At 35.9% G+C, this 22,888-nt stretch carries 22 protein-coding genes; 12 read left to right on the plus strand and 10 right to left on the minus strand.

Features of this window, described 5'->3' with window-relative positions; translation table 11 throughout:
- Nucleotides 1-88 precede the first annotated feature (88 nt).
- From AC5YGG_RS13250 to AC5YGG_RS13265, 4 genes are all read left to right on the plus strand, one after another.
- Nucleotides 89-715: a TetR/AcrR family transcriptional regulator gene (locus AC5YGG_RS13250; protein WP_496144945.1), complete on the plus strand. Its 627-nt coding sequence runs from the start codon at nucleotides 89-91 to the stop codon at nucleotides 713-715.
- Nucleotides 699-2,015, plus strand: coding sequence for a TolC family protein (locus tag AC5YGG_RS13255; protein ID WP_496144946.1), 1,317 nt, complete (start codon nucleotides 699-701; stop codon nucleotides 2,013-2,015). Before AC5YGG_RS13250 ends, AC5YGG_RS13255 begins: the two co-directional genes overlap by 17 nt.
- 16 nt (nucleotides 2,016-2,031) lie before the next feature.
- Nucleotides 2,032-3,135 carry an HlyD family secretion protein gene (locus AC5YGG_RS13260; RefSeq protein WP_496144947.1) on the plus strand — a complete coding sequence of 368 codons (1,104 nt, stop codon included), beginning with the start codon at nucleotides 2,032-2,034 and terminating at the stop codon, nucleotides 3,133-3,135.
- 138 nt (nucleotides 3,136-3,273) lie between these two features.
- Entirely contained in the window at nucleotides 3,274-4,851 is a 1,578-nt protein-coding gene (locus AC5YGG_RS13265) for a DHA2 family efflux MFS transporter permease subunit (protein ID WP_496144948.1), read from the plus strand.
- A gap of 191 nt (nucleotides 4,852-5,042) precedes the next feature.
- Here the strand turns inward: AC5YGG_RS13265 and AC5YGG_RS13270 are convergent, their stop codons facing one another.
- From AC5YGG_RS13270 to AC5YGG_RS13280, 3 genes are read right to left on the minus strand one after another with little or no spacing between them, the layout of a single operon-like run.
- Nucleotides 5,043-6,056 (minus strand): TQO small subunit DoxD, encoded by a 1,014-nt coding sequence (locus AC5YGG_RS13270; RefSeq protein WP_496144949.1) that lies wholly within the window; start codon nucleotides 6,054-6,056, stop codon nucleotides 5,043-5,045.
- A 50-nt stretch (nucleotides 6,057-6,106) separates the two neighbouring features.
- Entirely contained in the window at nucleotides 6,107-6,484 is a 378-nt protein-coding gene (locus AC5YGG_RS13275) for a hypothetical protein (protein ID WP_496144950.1), read from the minus strand.
- A 43-nt stretch (nucleotides 6,485-6,527) separates the two neighbouring features.
- A complete protein-coding gene (locus AC5YGG_RS13280) occupies nucleotides 6,528-7,415 on the minus strand; it encodes an alpha/beta fold hydrolase (RefSeq protein WP_496144951.1) in 888 nt (295 codons plus the stop codon).
- Between the two features lie 307 nt (nucleotides 7,416-7,722).
- On the opposite strand from AC5YGG_RS13280, the gene AC5YGG_RS13285 reads away from it, so the two are divergent.
- Entirely contained in the window at nucleotides 7,723-8,283 is a 561-nt protein-coding gene (locus tag AC5YGG_RS13285) for a DNA-3-methyladenine glycosylase I (RefSeq protein ID WP_496144952.1), read from the plus strand.
- Nucleotides 8,284-8,429: 146 nt separating this feature from the next.
- On the opposite strand, the gene AC5YGG_RS13290 is transcribed toward AC5YGG_RS13285, so the two are convergent.
- Nucleotides 8,430-8,810 carry a winged helix-turn-helix transcriptional regulator gene (locus tag AC5YGG_RS13290; RefSeq protein ID WP_496144953.1) on the minus strand — a complete coding sequence of 127 codons (381 nt, stop codon included), beginning with the start codon at nucleotides 8,808-8,810 and terminating at the stop codon, nucleotides 8,430-8,432.
- 92 nt (nucleotides 8,811-8,902) lie between these two features.
- Between AC5YGG_RS13290 and AC5YGG_RS13295 the strand changes: the two genes are divergently transcribed.
- Nucleotides 8,903-9,433, plus strand: coding sequence for an NAD(P)H-dependent oxidoreductase (locus AC5YGG_RS13295; RefSeq protein WP_496144954.1), 531 nt, complete (start codon nucleotides 8,903-8,905; stop codon nucleotides 9,431-9,433).
- A gap of 44 nt (nucleotides 9,434-9,477) precedes the next feature.
- Here the strand turns inward: AC5YGG_RS13295 and AC5YGG_RS13300 are convergent, their stop codons facing one another.
- Nucleotides 9,478-11,064 carry a patatin-like phospholipase family protein gene (locus tag AC5YGG_RS13300; RefSeq protein WP_496144955.1) on the minus strand — a complete coding sequence of 529 codons (1,587 nt, stop codon included), beginning with the start codon at nucleotides 11,062-11,064 and terminating at the stop codon, nucleotides 9,478-9,480.
- A gap of 177 nt (nucleotides 11,065-11,241) precedes the next feature.
- Nucleotides 11,242-12,141 carry a magnesium transporter CorA family protein gene (locus tag AC5YGG_RS13305; RefSeq protein WP_496144956.1) on the minus strand — a complete coding sequence of 300 codons (900 nt, stop codon included), beginning with the start codon at nucleotides 12,139-12,141 and terminating at the stop codon, nucleotides 11,242-11,244.
- A 73-nt stretch (nucleotides 12,142-12,214) separates the two neighbouring features.
- Here AC5YGG_RS13305 and AC5YGG_RS13310 point away from each other — a divergent pair, with 73 nt between their 5' ends.
- Entirely contained in the window at nucleotides 12,215-13,237 is a 1,023-nt protein-coding gene (locus AC5YGG_RS13310) for a 3-oxoacyl-ACP synthase III family protein (RefSeq protein WP_496144957.1), read from the plus strand.
- 72 nt (nucleotides 13,238-13,309) lie between these two features.
- Here AC5YGG_RS13310 and AC5YGG_RS13315 read toward each other — a convergent pair whose 3' ends face one another.
- Entirely contained in the window at nucleotides 13,310-14,470 is a 1,161-nt protein-coding gene (locus AC5YGG_RS13315) for a thioredoxin family protein (RefSeq protein ID WP_496144958.1), read from the minus strand.
- A gap of 293 nt (nucleotides 14,471-14,763) precedes the next feature.
- On the opposite strand from AC5YGG_RS13315, the gene AC5YGG_RS13320 reads away from it, so the two are divergent.
- The gene (locus AC5YGG_RS13320) at nucleotides 14,764-16,392 is read left to right on the plus strand and encodes a tetratricopeptide repeat protein (protein ID WP_496144959.1); all 1,629 of its coding nucleotides are present in this window, start codon (nucleotides 14,764-14,766) and stop codon (nucleotides 16,390-16,392) included.
- Between the two features lie 387 nt (nucleotides 16,393-16,779).
- On the opposite strand, the gene AC5YGG_RS13325 is transcribed toward AC5YGG_RS13320, so the two are convergent.
- From AC5YGG_RS13325 to pruA, 3 genes are all read right to left on the minus strand, one after another.
- Nucleotides 16,780-16,980, minus strand: a complete 201-nt coding sequence (locus AC5YGG_RS13325) for a hypothetical protein (RefSeq protein ID WP_496144960.1) — start codon at nucleotides 16,978-16,980, stop codon at nucleotides 16,780-16,782.
- Nucleotides 16,981-17,226: 246 nt separating this feature from the next.
- Nucleotides 17,227-17,445, minus strand: a complete 219-nt coding sequence (locus AC5YGG_RS13330) for a cytochrome C551 (RefSeq protein ID WP_496144961.1) — start codon at nucleotides 17,443-17,445, stop codon at nucleotides 17,227-17,229.
- A 431-nt stretch (nucleotides 17,446-17,876) separates the two neighbouring features.
- Nucleotides 17,877-19,502 carry an L-glutamate gamma-semialdehyde dehydrogenase gene (gene pruA, locus AC5YGG_RS13335; protein ID WP_496144962.1) on the minus strand — a complete coding sequence of 542 codons (1,626 nt, stop codon included), beginning with the start codon at nucleotides 19,500-19,502 and terminating at the stop codon, nucleotides 17,877-17,879.
- Between the two features lie 409 nt (nucleotides 19,503-19,911).
- Here pruA and AC5YGG_RS13340 point away from each other — a divergent pair, with 409 nt between their 5' ends.
- From AC5YGG_RS13340 to ureC, 4 genes are all read left to right on the plus strand, one after another.
- Nucleotides 19,912-20,277: a hypothetical protein gene (locus tag AC5YGG_RS13340; RefSeq protein ID WP_496144963.1), complete on the plus strand. Its 366-nt coding sequence runs from the start codon at nucleotides 19,912-19,914 to the stop codon at nucleotides 20,275-20,277.
- A gap of 153 nt (nucleotides 20,278-20,430) precedes the next feature.
- Nucleotides 20,431-20,733 (plus strand): urease subunit gamma, encoded by a 303-nt coding sequence (ureA, locus tag AC5YGG_RS13345; RefSeq protein WP_002977652.1) that lies wholly within the window; start codon nucleotides 20,431-20,433, stop codon nucleotides 20,731-20,733.
- 12 nt (nucleotides 20,734-20,745) lie between these two features.
- The gene (gene ureB, locus AC5YGG_RS13350) at nucleotides 20,746-21,114 is read left to right on the plus strand and encodes an urease subunit beta (protein ID WP_496144964.1); all 369 of its coding nucleotides are present in this window, start codon (nucleotides 20,746-20,748) and stop codon (nucleotides 21,112-21,114) included.
- 1 nt (nucleotide 21,115) lies between these two features.
- A complete protein-coding gene (gene ureC / locus AC5YGG_RS13355; RefSeq protein WP_496144965.1) occupies nucleotides 21,116-22,837 on the plus strand; it encodes an urease subunit alpha in 1,722 nt (573 codons plus the stop codon).
- The last annotated feature ends 51 nt before the right edge of the window (nucleotides 22,838-22,888 follow it).

The raw sequence follows: 22,888 nt of genomic DNA on the forward strand, positions 1-22,888 counted from the left end.
TAAATTAAATCTTCATTAAATAATCAATCAATCGTTTGATTTTATGAAGAAGTTGTGTAAATTTGCACCCTGAAAAAATGAAAATGATATGGTTTCAAAAGAAGAAAATATATTATTTGCAGCTGAAAAGCTTTTTGCTGAAAAGGGTTTCAACGGAACTTCTACCAGAGAAATTTCTAAGGCAGCGAATGTAAATATCTCTATGATCTCCTACTATTTCGGATCAAAAGAAAAGTTATATGAAAAATTGATGGAATACAGAGTGCGGGAGGGACAATTCTTTTCAAAAGATATCATAGAGCGCACAGACATCAATGAATGGCAGAAAATTGAAAAAATAATAGACCAGTTTTCCAATAGGATCATCACACAGAAATGTTTTTACAGGATTATGCAACGTGAGCAGCTTCATACAGATAATCCACAAATTGTTACTTTTTTGAAAGAAACTAAAATGTCATTCCTTTCCATGTATTCCCGTATTCTGGCAGATGGGTTGAAGAGTGGAGTTTTTACAAAAAATCCTCCTATTTACCTGCTTCATTCTACCATAAGCGGTACTTTATTTTATGCATTTAATGCTAAGGAAATGTATAAAGAATTCCTGAATGATACAGATGATGAAGATATTTTTGATACAAAATACTATACAGAACTTAATAGACATATAAAACATTTACTAAAAGACCTTTTAGGTTATGAAGAGAATAAATAACTCAGTAATTGCATTATCGCTATTTATAGGAATAGCAAATGCAAATGCTCAGGAGAAAAAGACACTTTCTCTTGACGAAGCTGTGCAGCTGGGAATCCAGAACAGCAAAAATCTCAAGATCGATGCAGCCAAGATCGAGGAGGCTACCGCTGATCTTTTGGAGGCTAAGAACAGACAGCTCCCGGAATTGAAGGTTTCAGGAAGCTATATGTATCTTCCGATAAAACCAAACATAGACATTAAGCTTCCCGGGCTTTCCGGAGGAGCCGGAGGACCGGAAGTACATCAGGTAGTTTTTGGTTCAGCGAATCTAAGCGTTCCGATTTATAGCGGAGGGAGAATCAAGTATGGAATTCAATCTGCTAAATATCTGGTAGAAGCTTCAAAACTAAGCACGGAAAACGATAAGATTGCAATCGCTTATAACGTTGCGCAGGCTTATAATAACCTGTTTAAGGCTAACCAATCCATTAAGGTTTTTGAAGAAAATCTTGCCGCTTCTCAAAAAAGAGATGAGACTTTTCTTAAAATGGAAAATAACGGATTGATCGCAAGAAATGACAGGTTAAAAGCGAATCTTCAGACTTCAAATATTGAACTTCAGTTACTTGAAGCTAAAAACAACTACAATATTGCCAATATCAATATGGATTTGTTATTAGGACTTCCTGAAACGACAGAACTTGAAGTGGATGAGAACTATATCGAAGAAGGCTCAGAAGTAAAACCTATTGATTTTTATGTAAATGAAGCCAGAGAAAACCGTAAAGATCTACAGGCTTTAGCTCAACAAAGAAAAGCAGCAGAACTGGGAACAAAGGCAGCAAAAGCAGAAAATCTTCCTTCACTGGCATTCACCGGAGGATATGTAGCCGCAGATATTCCTAAGTTTCTTACGGTGTATAATGCGATCAATGTAGGAGTAGGTATTTCTTATAATTTATCTAATATCTGGAAAGAAAATTCGTCATTAAGACAATCTCAGGCGAGAGAAAAACAACTTGCCGCTACGGATGAGCTACTGAATGATAACATTAAGCTTGATGTAAACAGAGAATATCAGAACAACGATTACTCTCATAAAAGAATCGCTGTTTTTGAAAAATCAGCTGAGCAGGCTAATGAAAACTACAGAATTACAAAAAATAAATACGACAACGGTCTTGCAACCATGACAGAATTACTGGATGCAGATGCAGCTCAGATTGCAGCTAATGTTGGCGTAATCAATGCAAAAGCAGACGCCGCTTTAGCATACAGAAAACTATTACAAACAACAGGTACTTTAACAATTAAATAATCAGATCGAAACCAAAATGGAAAATAATAATACACAGGCAGCTGAACCTAAAAAGAAAAAAAGTTTAGTTTTTCCTATCATCTTAGCAGCCGTAGTGATCGGAGGAGGTATCTACGGTTACAGAGCTTACAGCTACGGACAGTATCATGAAGAAACTGACGATGCTCAGATTGCTTCCAATATGACACCGGTAATTTCTAAAATTTCAGGATATGTGGCTGAAGTAAAAGTAAAAGATAATCAGTTCGTAAAGAAAGGAGATACTTTGGTTATTTTGGATAACAGAGATCAGAAAATAGCTCTTGAACAATCTCAGGCAGCTTTATCCACTGCAAAAAGCAATATTTCTACCGCAGAGGCTACTACTACAGCTACATCTAAAAACATCAACAGTTCTGAAGCAGCAGTAGCAACAGCAAATGCACAGATAGAAGCTGCAAAGGTAAATGTATGGAAAACATCCCAGGATTTAAAAAGATATGCCAATCTTGTAAAAGATCACTCTATTACAGAACAGCAATATGAGCAGGCATTAGCAGCAAAACAATCTGCGGATAAACAACTTCAGGTATTGGTAGAGCAAAGAAATCAAATTGCTCAGCAGACTACCATTGCTTCTTCTCAGACAGCAGCAAGCTCTCAGCAGATCAGTGTTGCGAATTCTGTTGCCAAACAAAGAGAAGTAGACGTAGAAAATGCGAGATTAAATTTATCATACACGGTAATTTTAGCTCCTGAAGACGGATATGTTGGAAAAGTACCTACGCAGGCAGGTCAGTATTTACAGGCAGGAGCTCAGTTGTTTGCTTTAGTTAAAAACGATCAGAAGTGGGTAGTGGCAAACTTCAAAGAAACACAGGTAGATAAAATGGTAGAAGGACAAAAAGTGAAAATTGAAATCGATGCTTTCCCTGATAAAGAATTTGATGGTGTAGTAAGTTCATTCTCTCCTGCTACAGGGGCTACATTCTCTATTCTTCCTCCTGATAATGCGAGTGGTAACTTCGTAAAAGTAGTTCAGAGACTTCCTGTAAAAATCGATTTTGTAAATCTTGATAAGAATATTGCAAAAAGATTAAGAACAGGAATGAATGTGAAGGCTGAGGTTTCATTGAAATAATATTTAAAATTGTTTAAAAGTCAATCCATTCCGTTATGAATTCGATTGGCAGCTACTATGAGAATAGGCTGCCCTAAAATTCACTATTCACTAGTGAAGCGAAATTGACCATTGACTTTTTCACATCGAAAAAAACTTATGCAAGATTCATTAGTAGAATATGGAGCCCGAAGAGTGATTATTACAATCACAGCAATTCTTTGTGCTCTGCTTGAGATTGTGGACTCCACGATTGTGAACGTTGCCCTTAATGAAATGAAGGGTAACCTTGGGGCTACACTTTCAGAAGTGGGCTGGGTAATTACTGCCTATGCGATCGGAAACGTAATTATCGTACCGATGACCAGCTGGCTTTCTCAGCAGTTCGGACGTAGAAATTACTTTGCAGCTTCCATTATCATATTTACCATATTTTCATTCCTCTGCGGAAACGCAACAAATATTTGGGAATTGGTATTTTTCAGACTGATGCAGGGAATTGGAGGGGGAGCCCTTCTGGTTACCTCACAGACAATCATCACAGAGTCTTACCCTATTGAAAAAAGAAGTATGGCTCAGGCGATTTATGGATTAGGAGTAATCATTGGTCCTACATTAGGACCACCATTGGGAGGATACATCGTTGATAATTACAGCTGGCCGTATATTTTCTATATCAATATTCCAATCGGGATTGCCGCGACTTTAATGACGCTTCAGTTCGTCAGAAGTCCAAAATTTGCAGAAAAACGTAAAGTTTCAGATGTAGACTGGCTCGGAATTGCTTTATTGGCGGTGACGGTAGGTTCATTACAGTTCATCCTGGAAAGAGGGCATGAAGAAGACTGGTTTGAAAGTGGAATGATCGTAGCCTTTACAGTGGCAGCAGTATTAGGATTTATATTATTCCTTTGGCGGGAACTTACCTTTAAATATCCGATTGTAGAACTCAGGGTATTAAAAAATGGAAACTTAAGAATCGGGACGGTAATGTCGTTTGTGTTAGGGTTTGGGTTGTATGGATCTACATTTATCGTTCCGCTTTATACACAGAGTATTTTAGGATGGACGGCACTTCAGTCGGGAGCATTGATGATTCCGGCAGCCCTTACAACAGCGTTTATGATGCCGATTATCGGAAAACTGCTGACGAGAGGGGCAAAACAGCAGATCTTGGTTTCTCTAGGATTGTTCATCTTCTTTATCTATAGTTTCTGGGGATATAAAATACTGACTCCTGATACAAGTAAAGAAGCCTTCTTCTGGATGCTTATTGTGAGAGGTGCCGGATTAGGATTACTATTCATTCCGATTACATCCTTGTCATTAAGTACTTTGAAAGGGCAGGAAATTGGGCAGGGAGCAGCCTTTACAGGAATGATGAGACAGCTGGGCGGATCTTTTGGAATTGCAGCTATCACCACCTTTATTGCAAATGCCGGACAGACATATAGGAATAATTTGATTTCGCATCTGGATTCCAATAGTTTTGAAGTTCAACAAAGAATTAATGCTTTAAAAGCCAACTTTATAGCAAAAGGAATGACTCCCGATGCAGCACTGAATGCAGCTTATAAAATGCTTGATCTATCTGTAACCAAACAGGCAACCGTATTATCTTATATGGATGTATTTCTTTATCTCGGAGTAATATTTTTAATATGTATTCCGTTTATCTTATTTATTAAAGAAAGAAAAAGTAAAGAAAAGATAGATTTAAGTGAAGCCATGCACTAAATTTTAATCAAAACCTCCGAGAGTATCGGAGGTTTTTTTATAAACGAAATTTGGATATTTTTCCATCATGATAACTTCCACTTATCGTCTTTCTTACCAAATTTATTTTTTCTAAAGAATAAATATCAATATCAACATCAATAGGAGCGGGCTTTAGCCCGCTCTCATTAGAATTTTATCATGGAATAAACTTATTGTATGGCTTGTAACCATTCAATTCCACTGATGTCAATCAGTTTTAAGGTATACATTTCCTGTTTTCGAAGAATATCATCAATCCGGATATTAATATCTGCCTTAGCTCCCAACGGAATAACAAGACTATGTTTTCCGGGTTTTACTTTAGCTACATAATGGTTTTTAATATCCTGATTAGACAATTTTGAAAGTTCTTTATGATCTATTTCTTTTAAAATCTTTCCGTTTTTATCCAGAATGTGAATGCCTATGAGGAAAGAGCCATATACATCCGCTCCTTCTGTTCTGTAAACCTCAAATTTTAAATCCGAATTATCATGAGAAATGTTTGAGATTTCAAGTTTCGGTTTTACAGACTTATTGTGTAACGTTCCCCAGACACCGCCATGAAAATATTGATTGGTGTAAAGGGTAAGTCCGAAAATAATAAGTGAACCTGTTAATACAAAAACCTTAGGCTGAGCCATAGGAAGTCTACCGGAACCCAGCCATTGAAACCACTTTCTTTGAGTAAAAGTCTTATTTTTTCTCATCAAATAATGATCAAAGGAATAATCTCCGCTTCCGGTAAGAAAGAGAACAAATCCACCTGCTACACCCAAAACTCCGATTTGCCATTCATCCAGACAGGTCGTTCCCAGCCAGCCCGAACCCAATAGAATTCCTAAGGCAAGGCTGAAAATACCAATGCTCATCAATCGCGTAAACAGTCCAAGGATAATAAATAGCCCTATAATAGCCTCAATGATCGTAAAAACCATCATAGATCTTTGTAATGCATCAGGATGGGTAACCAGATATTCTATAATAGGCTTTATTCCTAAAGCATTGGGTAAAAAGTGATTGAATTTCTCTCCGATATATCCTTTGTCATCGGGAATAAGCTTGTTTTCGAGGATAAGTCTGCGCCAGAAAGCTGAAAAATAAGTCCATCCGATCACCATACGGAGGGATAAAGTATATAAACCAGCCAGATCAGAAGACTGACTGTTTGTAATATGTTTCATTGAAATTAATATTATATTGTAAAAAACTGATTGTAATGATTAAAAGTTTTTTAAACAAGATTCAATTTCAGTCTTTTAAATAAAATATATTTCGGTGGGCTGTTTCCTGTACTATGCCCTGAATAGTCGTTGAAAGTAAGATTTACATATTGTGTATTTTCAACAGCAGCCGTAAAGTTCGAAAAAATGTTGGAATGTTTAGCCTTAGCTACATTCTTTGAAAATGATATTTTAGAAGAAGTAGAAGAAAAATCACAGTTTGAAGTAAGATTAGATGTTGTCTTAATCTTATTTAATCCACTGATATACTGAATGTCAAAAATATCAAGAACATTCCTTTTTACAGAACATGGAGATAATGAAAACGCCAATATAAGCATCATTATGACGGCTTTATAGGTCTTCATATGGATCTTGGTGTCTGACATTATTACAAAACTACACTTTATTTTAATTTTTGCTCAATAAATTTTAAAAATTATCCTGCTGATCTACAAATAAATAGTGTGAACAGTTATCTATAAGCTTAAAATTATTTTTTCCCACAATATTTTTAAGGTTGTTAAACTGTTTTTGAGAGAATATTCCATCATTTTTTCCATAAACAGCAAAGATGGAAAACCCTTTTCTTTTGATTACCTTTAAAACATTTGTATTATCAAGGTTATTGCGTTTTTCATTTTGATAAAATGTAAGAGGAGAGTTGGTATTTCGGATGTTATTTCTGTAAAATTCACCTTCTTTATATTGTTTTCTTAGATTTTCACTTTCCGGAGTAGGGTTAGGCATATCAAAAAAGTTCATTTTTCCTGCTATTTCGTAGCATCTTTTTCTGTAAGCTGCAGAATTTTTATCAAGATTTTCTATGTTATCAATTTCTTTTAAGGAGATAGGTTCATTCTTGAAATATTCCTTTGCCTTATTCAGGATATGATTATACGTTTCCTGTTGTGTAAATAATGCTCCTGCGAGTGTTAATGTTTTTACTTTTTCAGGATATTGATCTGTGAAAAGAGTACCGATGATTCCTCCAAAGCTATGGGCGAGAATATGTGCCTTTTTGATGTGATAAGTACTGTAAATCTGGTTAAGGTCATTAAAACTTTCCTTAAAAGTCATCGTAGCATTCTCATCTTTTGAACGTCCTTCACCACGTCTGTCATATACAATCACATAAAACCCTTTGTCTGCAAGGTTTTGAGCGGTTGTTCCTTCAAATAGGGTAGCATTGCCGCTGGGACCGCCATGAATAAAAATAACGGCTGGATTCTCTTGCTTTCCATAAGCTTTTGAATAAATGCTCTGAGCATGCAGGGAAATTAGAAATAAGGAAAACAGGAGAGAAAAAAGTAATTTCATGGTTGATATTTGAGGTGGCTAATCTAGTTAATATTTCTGAAGTATTGAAGAGAATTCTATGGAGGAATGTTGTAAACCACCCCGTCGAAAATTTTTTGAATTCTCGCCACTCTTCTAAAGGATGGGAATTTTCACATCTTCAATTCTGATTTTAAGAATAGCTTGGAAAATAGTGTATTATATAAATTATCAGAAGTAATTTTCAAACTTTTTTAACTTCAATATTTCTTTCTTAAAAAATAAGTACTCCTGACTAACAGTTGTCACAAACCTGCCTTATCTTTATCCATTATTAAAAAATACATCAATGAGTTATTGTTTGGCAATAGAAGGAATGCAGCCTGAAAGCAGGAAAGAACTGCACAAAAATTATCATGATAATTATTACGGGTTTCCAATTCATGACGACAATGAATTGTTTGGAAGACTTATTTTGGAAATTAATCAGGCAGGGCTGAGCTGGGAAACTGTCTTAAAAAAGGAAGAAAGCTTTAGAAAGGCTTACGATAATTTTGATATTCAAAAAATTGCTGCTTACACGGAAAAAGACCGTGAGAGGCTTTTGAGAGACAGCGGAATTATCAGAAATAAATTGAAAGTGAATGCCGCCATTGAAAATGCAAAAACAATTATTGAATTGCAAAAAGAATTCGGTTCATTTGAAAAATGGCTAGAGCATCATCATCCCAAAACGTTACCGGAATGGATGAAACTTTTCAAGAAAACATTCAAATTTACAGGTGGGGAGATCGTAAATGAATTCCTGATGAGCACAGGATATCTGAAAGGAGCACACCATGAAAGCTGTCCGATTCATGCAAAAGTATTGAAACAGATGCCTTTATGGAACGTAACGGAAAAGAATTAAAAATTTTTATACCATAAAATTTAACCACAAAAATCGCAAAAAGTATTAACTATTTAAGGATTTGAAAGTGATTGTTTTATATACTATTATGATACACTTTTGAAGTGTTTAAGTATAAATTTTTGTGATATTTGTGGTTTAAAATATTATTCTTGGCTGGGGATGTTTTTTGTTATCAGATCTTTATGTTCTTTTCCCCATTTTTCAAATTCAAGAATGATCGGCTTCAGTTTATAGCCTATTTCTGTAAGCTCATATTCTACTCTTGGCGGAACTTCTGCATATACCGTTCTTGTAATGATTTTATCTTCTTCCAATCTGCGGAGTTGTAGCGTAAGCATACGTTCTGTAATATTCTGAAGACGCTTTTTTAATTCTCCGAATCTCATTTTACCATTAACGAGGTAACAACAAATAGCAAGTGCCCACTGCCCACCGATAATATTAGATGCATATACTTCCGGACATTCGTCTGCAAGGGCTTTTTTATTCGCAAAATTAGTCGAGGTTTCCTTTATTTTAGTCATTACTTACATTTTTTATAGTACCCTACAATAGGTTGCTAATGTACGAAATGTAAGTTACTTATCGTAATTTTGCGATAGAAAATTTAAACTTAATGAAAACGTTAATTATTGTTACTCATCCTGATATAGAAAAATCTGTCATTAATAAAAGATGGATTGAAGAATTAAATAAATATCCGGAAAAATACACCGTTCATCAGTTATACAAAGCATACCCCGACGGGAAAATCAACGTTGCCAAAGAGCAGGAGCTAATGGAATCCTACGATAAAATTGTCTTCCAGTTTCCTTTTTACTGGTTCAGCAGTCCGCCACTTTTGAAACAATGGCTGGATGAAGTTGTTTTATATGGTTGGGCATATGGAAGCAATAGTGGGTTTAAGCTGGAAGGAAAGAAAATGTCTTTAGCTGTTACTGCCGGAATTGATGAAGAAGGTTATAGCCCTTCAGGAGAATATAAATATACAATGAAGGAGCTTTTCCGACCTTATGAACTGACCTTTGATTATATTAAGGCAAACTATGAAGAACCTTTTGTTTACTATGGAATAGAGCGTGATTCATCAGAAGAGTGGATAGAGAAGAGTGTTCCGGAGTATCTGCATTTTCTGGATAATTTATAGAAATAATAGGGAATCTATTTGGAAGCTTTTTTTCAAATGGATTCCTATCCCACGGTAGGCGTATCCTCTTCCTTCAATATTTTTTTCTCCTTCATGGTCAGCATCATACGTTCATACTTATATTTTTCCCAATCAAATTGATTCAGAAAATCAAGTGCTGCCTGAAAACCTCTGTTAAAAAGTTCTTCTTTTTCTTCTCTTTTCATAAAGAAATTCAGCCAGCTACTGGTGCCGCAATTAACCGTCTGTATGCTGTATAAGCGATAGAAAGTATGTTTGGTAAGAAACGTTTTATCATTAAACCCTTTTAATGTGCTGATAATATTTCCGGCATAGCTGAAAGGTGTTTTAAGGATTTCTTCACTCGTTTTTCCCTTATCTGAAAGAATATCCGAATCACTGGTTAATTGTACCCCAAAAAGGGGCATTCTTGGGTAAAAAACTTCATCAGCATGAAAGAGGTCAATAGGGAAATTGGAAATACTTCCTCCATCAATGAAAACTCCAACGGGATTGATGTCTTCCTGCTTGGTATTCATCCAGAATCTCCATGCATATTTCACAGAATCTTCATTCTTGTCAATCCTTTTCTGGAATGGTTCAAAGAAAAAAGGGACAGACATTGATGCTCTTACAAATTCGGCAGGGCTGGTGTGTTTCAATTCTTCTTCAGACCAATATAAATTTGCCATTGTAGGAAGTTCTACTTTGATTTTGGCATTGATATCTGTAGTGACGATCACATATTCGGATTGTAGTAAATAAAATGGATTATTTTTATAATAATCATTATTCACAGCACTGTCATAAAAGATTTTATACCTTGTCTGGTCAATATGTTCAAGGTTTTTAGCTTTAATTTTTTCAATACTGTTTAACGTGATTGTATAGTATTCCTGCCCGTTTCCATAACGGTAATTGAGCTTAAGATCATGTTCCTTCTGAATAAACTTCTCATTAAGATTAGCTACAGTTTTCACTCCGAAATTGTCCAAAGCATTTTTCATCGTATTCAGAAAAACATTTCCAGGGTTCAGTCCGCTATTTTCCTTTCTGAAATTATGATACAGCTTTTTAATACAAAAAAAGAGAATAATAGCCGGAATCAAAGGGATTAAAAACATCAGCTTAGCACTCAGAATGCTATTGGATGGAGCTGCAAAAGGGATACTGACGAGAATAATGAACAAAACAACAGCAATAATCGCATTGATTTTAAAGAAATTCTTATTATTCAACATTCCATGGAGTGTAGTTTTTACATAAGTTTTACCATCCATAAAATCCGCAAAGTCCCAACTGAAAAGAACTTCTTTAATCAGTTCACTTTTCGCTTCTTCCTTGGTTTTACAGGCTGCAATAAGCATCGTATTAATCGCTCCCGCACTGGTCCCCGCAACTTTCAGAAAACGGATGCCAAAGATTTCAAGCCCATACAGATAGCCTACCAATGCACTGCCCCAAACGCCGCCGCCTTCCTGTACAAATTCTATATACTGATTCCCGTCTCCATCCAAAAGATCAGAAAATTCCTTTTTAGAAATGTTCTCATGCAGCGCAATAAGTTGATCCCTGGATGCCTGCGACAGAGATTGGTCTTCCAGAATAACCTTAAGATCTTCAGTTTTCATAGTAATTTATTTGGTGACAGGAGGTTTTATGAACCTAAGTTTGCAGTCACTAAATTACTGTTTATTTGGAAATCAAAATATTAATTATGTAGTAGTTGCAGTAAGTTCTTTAAATATGAATAGCATAAATTTCCCCTAGGTAAACACAAAACACAACGTAATCTATGAATGATTAAATCACCACTGCTTGCGTCTTACATAGATAAACGTGCTGATAACAACCGTTGCCATGGCTCCTAATGTGATAAAATAACCATATTTATGGTGAAGCTCCGGCATAAAGTCAAAATTCATCCCATAAACTCCTGCAATAAAGGTGATTGGTAAGAAATATACCGAATAAATAGCCAAAACTTTCATCACCTGATTTGCTTTTTGGTCCGAAAGTGCCAGAAACATCGAGATAAGGTTGGTGATCTGTATATTCAAATGATCAAAATCGGCAACTACATCCTTATGCTTGTCTTTTAAATCCACTATTTCAGAATCCTGTAAATTTAAAAGTTTGAATTTATCAATAGCATCCGTAGAAATGATCAGTACCCGTGAATTCAGCCCTGATTTTCGTTTTAATTTATATAGCCTTCGGATCTGGCTGGTGTGGTTGGTGTTCTTCAGAAAGATCTCATTCTCAATATTATCCATCGTTTCTAACAGGCTGATTGATTCATCATCAAAGCTCTTCATAATCAGAATCGTGATCATTAAAGCAATTTTCTGAGGAGTCATTTCTTCCTGTGAAAGCGAAAGCTGTTTTTTCGTTTCAGTAATACTTCTGGTTTTCATTCTGTGAATTGTGATAATGGTTTTATCCAGAATAAAAATGGCGATCTTTGTACTGATATCGCTGATGGTATTCAGGTTTTTCCTTTCAAGCTCGGTGCTTTCACGGAGAAGGAAGAACTTCACATTCCCGTCTTCTTCATATTTAGGTAAGTGGTTGGGGTCTATCGTGTCTTCCAGAAGAAGATTGTTGATTTCATATCGTTCATGGAGAAACTTAAGGTCTTCTGCAGTAGGAGCCTCTACATCTACCCATTCACAATGGGTGCTTCTGTATATCGTATTAATTGGCATAAAGTAAAAATACTAATATTTTGAAATACTATGTTTTAAATAAGTTTTATCTTTGCCAAAATTATAAAACTATATGATTAAAAGTACAATAAAAGGAGTAGGATTTTATGTTCCTGATAACGTTGTTACAAATGATGATTTAGCCAAACTAATGACTACTAATGATGAATGGATTACGGAGAGAACAGGCATCAAGGAACGAAGACACAGAAAAAACAGGTACGACTCCCAGGAAACCAGCGCTTATCTAGGTTTCAAAGCTGCTGAAAAAGCAATTCAAAATGCAGGGCTTACTTCAAAAGATATCGATTATATTATTTTCGCAACCCTTTCGCCGGATTATTATTTCCCTGGATGTGGCGTTTTGCTTCAGGATATGCTGGGATGTGATACAATTGGAGCCTTAGATGTAAGAAACCAATGTTCAGGATTTGTATATTCTATGAGTGTAGCCAATGCATTCATTAAGTCAGGGATGTACAAAAACATTCTTGTTGTAGGAGCGGAGGTTCATTCTTTCGGGCTGGATTTTTCTGATGAAGGAAGAGGAGTTTCGGTAATTTTCGGTGATGGGGCAGGAGCCATCGTACTTTCTGCAACTGAAGATGAAAATGCTGGTGATGTTTTAGCGGTAAACATGCATTCTGAAGGTAAATATGCAGATGATCTTTGTACTCAGTTCCCGGGCTCTAAATTCGGATGGAGTGACAGAATGAGAAAAGATCCTGCAAATGTGACGAATAAAGAAGTATATCCGATCATGAACGGAAACTTTGTGTTCAAGCATGCTGTTACAAGATTTCCGGAAACAATGATGGAAGCTTTAAACAAGGCAGGAAAAACGGTTGAAGATCTTGATATGTTTATCCCGCATCAGGCGAATCTTAGAATTGCTCAGTTTGTTCAGCAGAAATTCGGGTTGCCGGATGAGAAAGTCTTCAACAATATCCAGAAATACGGAAATACAACGGCTGCTTCTATTCCAATTGCTTTAAGTGAGGCTATTGAACAAGGAAAAATTAAAAGAGGTGATTTAGTCCTTCTTTCTGCTTTCGGAAGTGGATTTACCTGGGGAAGTGTCTTATTTGAATACTAATATCAGACGTTTACACAAAATAAAAACCGCAGAGTGATCTGCGGTTTTCGTTTTTTTATCATTAATGGCTCATTAAAGACTTTTCAATAATGTTTCAGTCTCAGAAGAGTCCTGTCCTGCGCTTTTTGCCAGTTCAATTGCCTTTTCAGCCCACATTTTTGCGTTTTTCTTGTCACCCACTTTGTTATAAAGATTTGCCAGTGTATCTGTGTTGGCATAGTTCTGATCTTTTTTTACAGATTCTTGTGCCCATGCAATCGCTTTTTCCAGAGAAGCTTTATTGCTTACATTTTCAAAAAAGTTCCAGGCAAGAGAATTTAACTCATCAGATTTTGCTGTAGAATAGTCTTTGTAAAGATCCAGCGTTATCTTTTCGTAGGTTGGGATATCCTTATTTTTTAGAGCTCTGTTAGCCTTCATTCTCTTCAGAATTTTATCAGCTTCTTCTTTGCTTAAAAATGATTGAGTGGCTGACATAAAATACGCATCATCCCAAGTTTTAGTATCAGGATTGTATGCTTTTTTAGCCACTGTATTCAGCTTAATATTTTTATCCAGTTTTTCGTACTGATCTCCAGGGAAAAGCTTAATGAAGTCTGCTTTTTTGTTCTGGAAGATTTTGTATAAAGGACTTTCTGTACTTTGTGTGCCGGCAATAAGCATTTGAATATCTTCCTGATCAAGTGTTGCTTTCTGTTCAAAATAACGGTTCATTACCTTACCTGCAAATTCACTATCATTATACATGGTAAGCATTGCAAGATTCTTTAAGAATTCAGGATTTTTTTCTCCTTTTTCAAATTGAAGCTTTAAAGAAGTAAGTCTTTTGCTTGGATCTCCGGCATCCTTTGCAAACTGAATGAAATCTTTTTCTTCTACATATCCCAGTGTTCTGTGTACCGCTTCACCATTTCCGTCAATGAACAGATATGTTGGGAATGCTTTTACATTATATTTTTTAGCAATCTCAATTCCTTCTCCTTTTTCCATATCAATTTTAGCATTGATGAAGTGAGAATTATAATAATCACCTACAGATTGAAGAGGGAAGATATTTTTCACCATAAGTTTACATGGTCCGCACCAAGAAGCATAAGCATCAATAAAAACAAGTTTGTTTTCCTTTTTTGCTTTGGCAAGGATAGAAGCAAAGTTTCCTTCCTCGAATTTGATGCCCTGCGCCCATGCAAATGCACCTATAAATAGAGCTGAAAGTATCGTTAATTTTTTCATATAAACTTTTTATTACCTGCAAATGTAATAAATATGATGACATTTGAGCAGTTCACATTGAAAATAATTATTGGAGAACTTTGTTTTTATTATAGATTTAGGCTTATATCAAAGGTAATCGTTTATTATTTTATGGCTATTGTTAAAATTAATGTAAATAATGATTTTAGTTAAATGATTAAATTTCAGTAGAATATTTTAATTAAAAGTAAAATATTAGTAATTTTGTAAAAAACAAAAAGACACTCGTGAAAAAATGATGAATTATTATAAGAATAATAATTTGTTTTTTTATGTCTAATAATCTACTGAAATTTTTGTTTTTGCTGATCCCAGCAATCCCCATATTTGCCCAGAAAAAGAACAGCTTCGACCAGGCTTGTGAAAGAACCTCTGCCATTACTGCATATAAAGACTTATCAAAAGCTATAAAAACAGCAGATTCCCTATATATGATGGCAGATAAGCCTTCAGAGAAAATAAAGAGTCTCATGTTGTCGTCAGAGCTTTATCATCATGCAGGAGAAATTAAAAAAGCAATATGCTACAGTGAAAATGCACATTCATTGGTTAATCAGATTAATGATGCAGAACGGATGGCTGGTGTAAGCAGATTATTGGCGAGACAATATAGACAGGTAGGGTTATACGAAAGAGCTAAAAAATATATCTTAAAAGGGCTCGAAGCAGTTCAGACAATTTCCGATTTCCAGATAAAAAATGAAGCTGAAGGTCTATTGAACCAAGAGATGGCTTTTTATGAAATGGAGGTGGGGAATTATACCAATGCTATAAAGCACATCCAGTTTTCACTTAAAAACTTTGAAAAGATAAACAGCAAAATTGAAGATCGTACAGAAGCTGCTTCTTACCAGCTGTTGGGAGATATTTACTTTAAACTAAATGATTATAAAACCTCTGAAAACTTTTACAGAAAAGCCGAAGAATTGCTTAAAGCAGGAAGCTGTACTCTTGGACTTGTTTATAACGGACTGGGGGGAATTCGTGTGAAGCAAAAGAACTGGAAAGATGCTGAATTATATCTGAAAAAGGCAGAAAAAATAGCAGATACTTCAAGAAGTTTAAAGCTTAAAAAAGCTGTATATTCCAATATCAACGATTATTATGAAGGAACAGGTGATAACTATAAAGCCTCTCTCTATGCTGTAAAATATGTAAGGGCATATGATAGTATTGCTGCCCGTAATCAGGCTTTCACAGGTAAGACTAATGTTTCAGCTGCAAAAACCGGGAAAACCGGTAAAATGAATATCGCGAAAAATGCAGCTATTATTATTCTTTTCATTTCTCTGGTGGGCTTAATTATTTTTATCAGAACCAAACAGAAGAAACAGCGTTCAAAGCTCAGGAACATCATCAGAAGTCAGGTCAATAGGATTAATAATCACCGAAACCAACTTATAAGGCAGACTGAAAGTTCAGAGTTTTCAAATATCTCCGTAGAGGAAATTGATGAAAAGGATAGTGAAACAGACCGAAAAAGAAATGATTCTCTGATGACTTCCGAAACGGAAACTAAATTGCTTGAACTTCTGGACAGCTTTGAAAAAGGAGACCTCTTTAACAATAAAGGGATGTCCCTTTCTTTCCTTGCCGGTGAGCTCAATACCAACACAAAGTATCTTTCTTATGTAATTAATCAGCATAAAAGTGCCGATTTCAAAACATATATCAACAGATTAAGAATCAATTATATTGTAGACAAACTTATCAATGATGAAAAGTACAGACAATATAAGATCAGTATTCTTGCTGATGAATGTGGCTTCTCTTCTCACAGTAAATTTGCTGCCGTCTTTAAGGCAGTTACAGACTTTTCTCCTTCAGCGTATATTAAGTATCTTGATGCTGAAAATCAATTAGATAAAAATGTTCATTTTCGTGAAAATGATAAAAAATAATTAAGATTTTATATCCTAGCTTACCATTTTTCATGAAAATGGATAACCTAATGTTTTTCATAAGAGTGCTGCTGCTATATCTTTGCGACAGCTTTACGAAATGATTACGTTTATACTACATCTTATCTCTTTTATTCTTGAAGGAATTCTTTTCTTTCTGAAATAATAAAGCGATTAAAGCCCTACACCAAGTCAAACCATGGAACTTTAGATATGGAACTCGTGTATATTTTGTTTTCATGAAATAATCACGGTTCCTCTTTTATGTAATAGAATATTCCGATCAGGAATATAAGCCATACCCAATAATCGGGGTTGATTGCCCGGTTTTTTTTCAGTCAAGTTTTTTTAAGTGCAAATCCACAGAAAGTCTGTGGATTTGCGATTTTATTTAGCTTTTGTACTATCGGTTTTGATTTTTAAAGTATCCGGTGATGGAATGGAATTAGCAACGGCAGAATCGCCCATGCTGTTTCTGATAGATTCTTTATTATGAGCATCCTTGAATTCCTCTCTTTTTTCTTTGTTCTGAGCACAACTTCCAAGGAAAAGAAGTCCTAAAACTGCTCCTATCCATAATTTTTTCATATACTATTTTTTTAGGGTTGGTGTTAATCAAATATAGTGATTTTATAAAAGATAAAAGATAAAAGATAAAAGATAAAAGATAAAAGATCTTGTCGCTAAACATCTATAACCATAATCATTATTTATCCGGATATCAACATCAATAGGAGTGGGCTTTAGCCTGCTATCATTATACATTCTATTATCAAAAAAATCTGCAGCGCTTTCAACTACAGATTTTCCATTTTAAATTAAACGTATATAATTCTATTTGGCAGGAGGTGTTGCCATTGAATCCTTTTTCATTTTAATGCTGTCCGGATTCATCTTCTTTGTCGTCATAGTGTCTGTTGTAGCAGGTGATACTGTACGCATAGTGTCTACTTTTACTGAATCACTGTTACTGGTTGACATCGATGACTCTTTGGTTCCACAGCTCACTGCAAATAATCCTATTCCGATGGCTGTTAGCAATAACTTTTTCATACTATTTTATTTTGGGGTGTATTAATGAAAAAACAACTATTATTCCTAATAGGTTGTGAGAAGTCGTAAAATATAGGTAAAGTTTGTTAAAAGATGTTAGGTAAAGGAGTTTGAGGGTTGGGGCGTGTTGGAGTATTAGAAGATAGAGACGATAGATAATAGACGAAGAGATGATAGACATTGCAGGCTTAAGGGCAAGGGTAGTTTTGCTTCGCAAATGAATGATGAAGAAAAATTCTCAATCATTAGTGGAAGGACGACAACCTTAACTTTAAACATTCTCCCTCTAAAATCCCCCAACTCTCTTACTCCCAAACCCTCAAACCCTCCAACCCGAAACTCCACAAAAAAAGCCCCGAAACCGAAATTCCGAGGCTGTATTGAAAGAACAGACAACAAATCACTTATTGCCTATTACTTATTAATCATTATTACCCTAAGTAAGGATATTTGTAGTCTTTTGGAGAAACGAATGTTTCTTTCACACTTCTTACAGACGTCCATCTAAGAAGATTCATTTTAGAACCAGCTTTATCATTAGTTCCTGAAGCTCTACCACCACCGAAAGGTTGTTGTCCTACTACAGCACCAGTTGGTTTATCATTGATGTAGAAGTTACCGGATGCATTTTCTAATGCTTTATAAGCTTCAGCAATTGCGTAACGGTCTTGAGAGAATACAGAACCTGTTAATGAATAAGGAGAAGAAGAATCTACCAATTTAAGAGTTTCTTTCCAGTCTGCATCTTCATAAACAAATACAGAAAGGATTGGACCGAAGATTTCTTCTACCATACTTTCGTATTGAGGATTTGTAGTTTCGATTACTGTTGGGTGCACGAACCATCCTTTAGAATCATCACAAGTTCCACCGATAGCTACAGTAGCCTCAGAAGATTCGTTTGCTCTTGTGATATATCCTTTACATTTTTCGAAAGAATTTTTGTCGATTACAGCGTTTACGAAATTAGATGGATCTTCAGGAGAACCGATTTTGATCGTAGCCATCTGAGCTTCCATTACTTTTTTCACATCAGCCCAAAGAGACTTAGGAACATAAGCTCTTGAAGCTGCAGAACATTTCTGTCCCTGGTATTCGAAAGCACCTCTTACTAAAGCAGTAGCTACAGCTTCTACGTTTGCAGACGGGTGAGCAATTACAAAGTCTTTCCCTCCGGTTTCTCCAACGATTCTTGGATATGTTCTGTAGTTATGGATATTATCTCCGATCATTTTCCACATTCCCTGGAATACTTTCGTAGACCCTGTGAAGTGAAGACCTGCAAAATCTTTGTGAGCCAATACTTTCTCAGCAGTTTCTTTACCATCTGTAAAGATCATATTGATTACCCCGGCAGGAAGACCCGCTTCAATTAATACATCCATGATCACTTTTGCAGAATAAACCTGCTTGTCTGAAGGCTTCCATACCACAACGTTTCCTAACATTGCCATACAAGTAGGAAGGTTTCCTGAAATAGCCGTAAAGTTGAAAGGAGTTACTGCAAAACAGAATCCTTCTAATGGTCTGTATTCTACACGGTTCCAGATTCCGTTGTCAGAAACCGGCTGCTCAGAATACATTTCTGTCATGAACTCTACGTTGAATCTTAAGAAGTCAATGAACTCACAAGCAGAATCAATTTCAGCCTGGTGAACATTTTTAGACTGTCCGATCATGGTAGCTGCATTGATTACATCTCTGTAAGGACCAGCTAAAAGGTCTGCTGCTTTTAAGAAAATAGCTGCACGCTGCTCCCAACCTAGTGCATTCCATGCTTCTTTAGCTGCCAATGCCGCGTTGATAGCGTCATCTACATGCTGCATACCCCCTTGGTAATAGAATCCGAAGTCGTGAGCATGATCCTGAGGAGACTGAAGTTGTACTTTGTTATCAGTTTTTACTTCTTTCCCGTTGATGATCATTGGAATTTCTACCTTTTCAGCCCACATTTTTTTATAAGTGTTGATAAGGCTTTTAACTTCCGGAGATCCCGGTTCATAAGAATTTACAGGCTCGTTTACCGCTAATGGTACTTGCGAAATTGCTTTTGACATATTACGTTTTATTATTTTATTAAATTAAACAAGTAAGTTGTATACAAATTTACGATAATTATAAGGAAAGAAAAAAATCCCATCTCTTTTTGTAAAATAAACTTTATTGTCGTTAAAACATTAATATATAACGTTTTTTTAATGCTTTATGTTGAATTTATTTAATATATTTATTCAATCCTTTATATAGAAGAAAAAGATATAGAGATTTATTATAATTATTGGAAGTGGGACAATAAAATATTTGTCATAGTTCATTAATGGTCTTTAAGTATTGTAAATAAAGGATTTATAAAGAAATGTTAAAATTATATAAAATTCAGTTTGTTGCGATTTTGAACATTTTAAATAATTTTTTTGATAGCCTGAGATTTAAGATTGTTCTAATTTTACACCATTATTTACAGGTATGAAAAAAAGAGTTCTGTTTTTCTCTTTTGTATTGTTTTTCTCAGCTTTATGTGTAGGTCTTTTTACACATACGGGGAAGACTCAATCATACTCTGATCTCTTATCAAAAATTCATCTTCTTCAGCAAAAATCCGATCAGCAGACACAGCCTGAAATTTACAGTTTTTCAGATGCTCAGGATCTGCAGGATGCCAATGATTGGGAGAAAATAAAATTTGATTATTCAATACTTGCAGAACAATGGCTGACCTATTTTTTTGCAGGTTATTCTTATAATTCCAAAGTTGCCGCGGTTCAATCCGGGGTTTATATTACAGCACCAAGATACATTCTGTATCATTCCCTGCAAATAGCGGGCTGCTAATCTTATTTTAAACTTTAATGATCCGTTATGGTTTGTATTCAAAATACAGATCTGTAAACATCATTACTTCATTTTACACTTTTGAACATTTCTATTTGCCTTTTTAGAAAGGCAGACAGAATACTGTTTGTCTAATTTTAAATAAAAAATACTATGCACTTAACACCGAGAGAAACGGAAAAGCTTATGCTATTTCTGGCAGGAGAACTCGCTCTAAAAAGAAAGGCTAGAGGTCTTAAATTAAACTACCCAGAATCTATCGCATTAATCAGTCACTTCTTACTTGAAGGCGCAAGAGACGGAAAAAAAGTTGCCGAACTGATGCAGGAAGGCGCAAACCTTCTTACTAAAGAAGATGTAATGCCTGGCGTGGCAGAAATGATCCACGATGTTCAGATTGAAGCAACATTCCCTGATGGAACTAAGCTGGTAACCGTACATAACCCAATCCGCTAATCCTATTTTATCATGATACCAGGAGAAATTTTTGTAAAAGAAGGCACTATTATCTGCAACGCAGGCAGAGAAACTGTCAAAATCAAAGTAACCAATACAGGAGACCGTCCTATTCAGGTAGGTTCACACTTTCACTTTTTCGAAGTAAACAAGGCAATGAGCTTTGACCGTGAAAAAGCTTTCGGAAAGAGACTGAATATTGTAGCAAGTACTGCAGTACGTTTCGAACCGGGAGAAGAAAAAGAAGTGGAATTGGTAGAAATAGGAGGAACCAAAAAAGCAATGGGCTTCAATAACCTTGTTGATGGACAGGTAGATTCTGAAGATCAGAAAAAAGTAAGCCTTGCAAAAGTTCAGGAGTTAAACTTTAAAAATCAGTAAGATGAGCTTAAACGTAGACAGAAAACAATACGCAAATATATTAGGTCCTACAGCCGGAGACAAAATCAGACTGGGAGACACTGAAATCATTATTGAAATCGAAAAAGATTTCACTCATTACGGAGACGAAGCTGTTTTCGGAGGAGGTAAAACCGTACGTGACGGTATGGGACAAAATGTGACTGCAAAAAGAGATGAAGGAGTTCTTGACCTTTGTATCACAGGTGCAGTAATCATTGATCACTGGGGAATTGTAAAAGGTGATATCGGTATTAAAGACGGAAAAATCGTAGGAATCGGTAAAGCTGGTAACCCTGATACCATGGATGGTGTATCTCCTAATATGATCATTGGTGCTTCTACTGAAGTTCACGGTGGAAAAGGATATATCGTAACTGCCGGAGGTATTGATACTCACATTCACTACATCTGCCCACAACAAATTGAAACTTCTCTATACAGTGGTATCACTACCATGATCGGAGGAGGAACAGGTCCTAATGACGGAACGAACGCTACAACAGTGACTCCAGGGAAATTCAATATGCAGAAAATGCTTGAAGCAGCAGAAGAATATCCAATGAACTTAGGGTTCTTCGGAAAAGGAAACTGTTCAGCAGAAGAGCCTATCGAAGAACAGGTAGAAGCGGGAGCTTTAGGAGTAAAAATCCACGAAGACTGGGGAGCAACGCCAGCAACCATTGATGCAGCTTTAAAAGTTGCTGATAAATATGATGTTCAGGTAGCCATCCACACAGATACTTTAAATGAAGGAGGTTTCTTGGAAGATACTATGAGAGCGATCAACGGAAGAGTGATCCACACATTCCACACGGAAGGTGCAGGTGGAGGTCACGCGCCGGACATCATCAAAGCAGCAATGTATCCAAACGTATTACCAGCGTCTACTAACCCTACACGTCCTTATACCGTAAATACAATCGACGAACACTTAGATATGCTGATGGTTTGCCACCACTTGAGTAAAAACATCCCTGAAGATGTGGCATTCGCAGATTCTCGTATCCGTCCTGAAACGATTGCAGCAGAAGATATCCTTCACGATATGGGAGTTTTCAGTATCATGAGTTCAGACTCTCAGGCAATGGGTAGACCAGGGGAAGTGATTACAAGAACCTGGCAGACTGCAAGCAAAATGAAGGAGCAAAGAGGTGATTTAGCTGAAGATCAGAATAGCGGAAACGATAACTACCGTGCAAAAAGATATGTAGCGAAATATACCATCAACCCAGCAATTGCACACGGTATTTCAGAATATGTAGGATCTATTGAAGAAGGAAAATTAGCAGATTTAGTAATCTGGAAGCCAGCATTATTTGGAGTTAAACCTGAAATGATTGTAAAAGGAGGATTTGTAATCGCTGCTAAAATGGGTGATCCAAATGCTTCTATACCAACACCTCAGCCCATTATTTACAGAAATATGTTTGGTGCTCACGGAAAAGCTAAATATGGTATTTGTGCGAACTTCGTATCTCAAATCTCTATTGATAACGGAACAATTGCTTCTTACGGATTAGAGAAAATGATCCTTCCGGTGAAAAACTGTAGAAATATTGGTAAAAAAGACCTTATCCATAACGATAAGACTCCTTTAATTGAAGTAAACCCTGAAAACTATAAAGTAACGGTAGATGGTGAATATATCACTTGCGAACCAGCAGAAACACTTCCTTTAACACAGTTGTATTACTTGTTCTAAGATAAATCTACGATAAAACCTAACAGGTTTCAAAAACCTGTTAGGTTTATT

The sequence above is a fragment of the Chryseobacterium sp. CS2K3 genome (genome assembly GCF_059515185.1).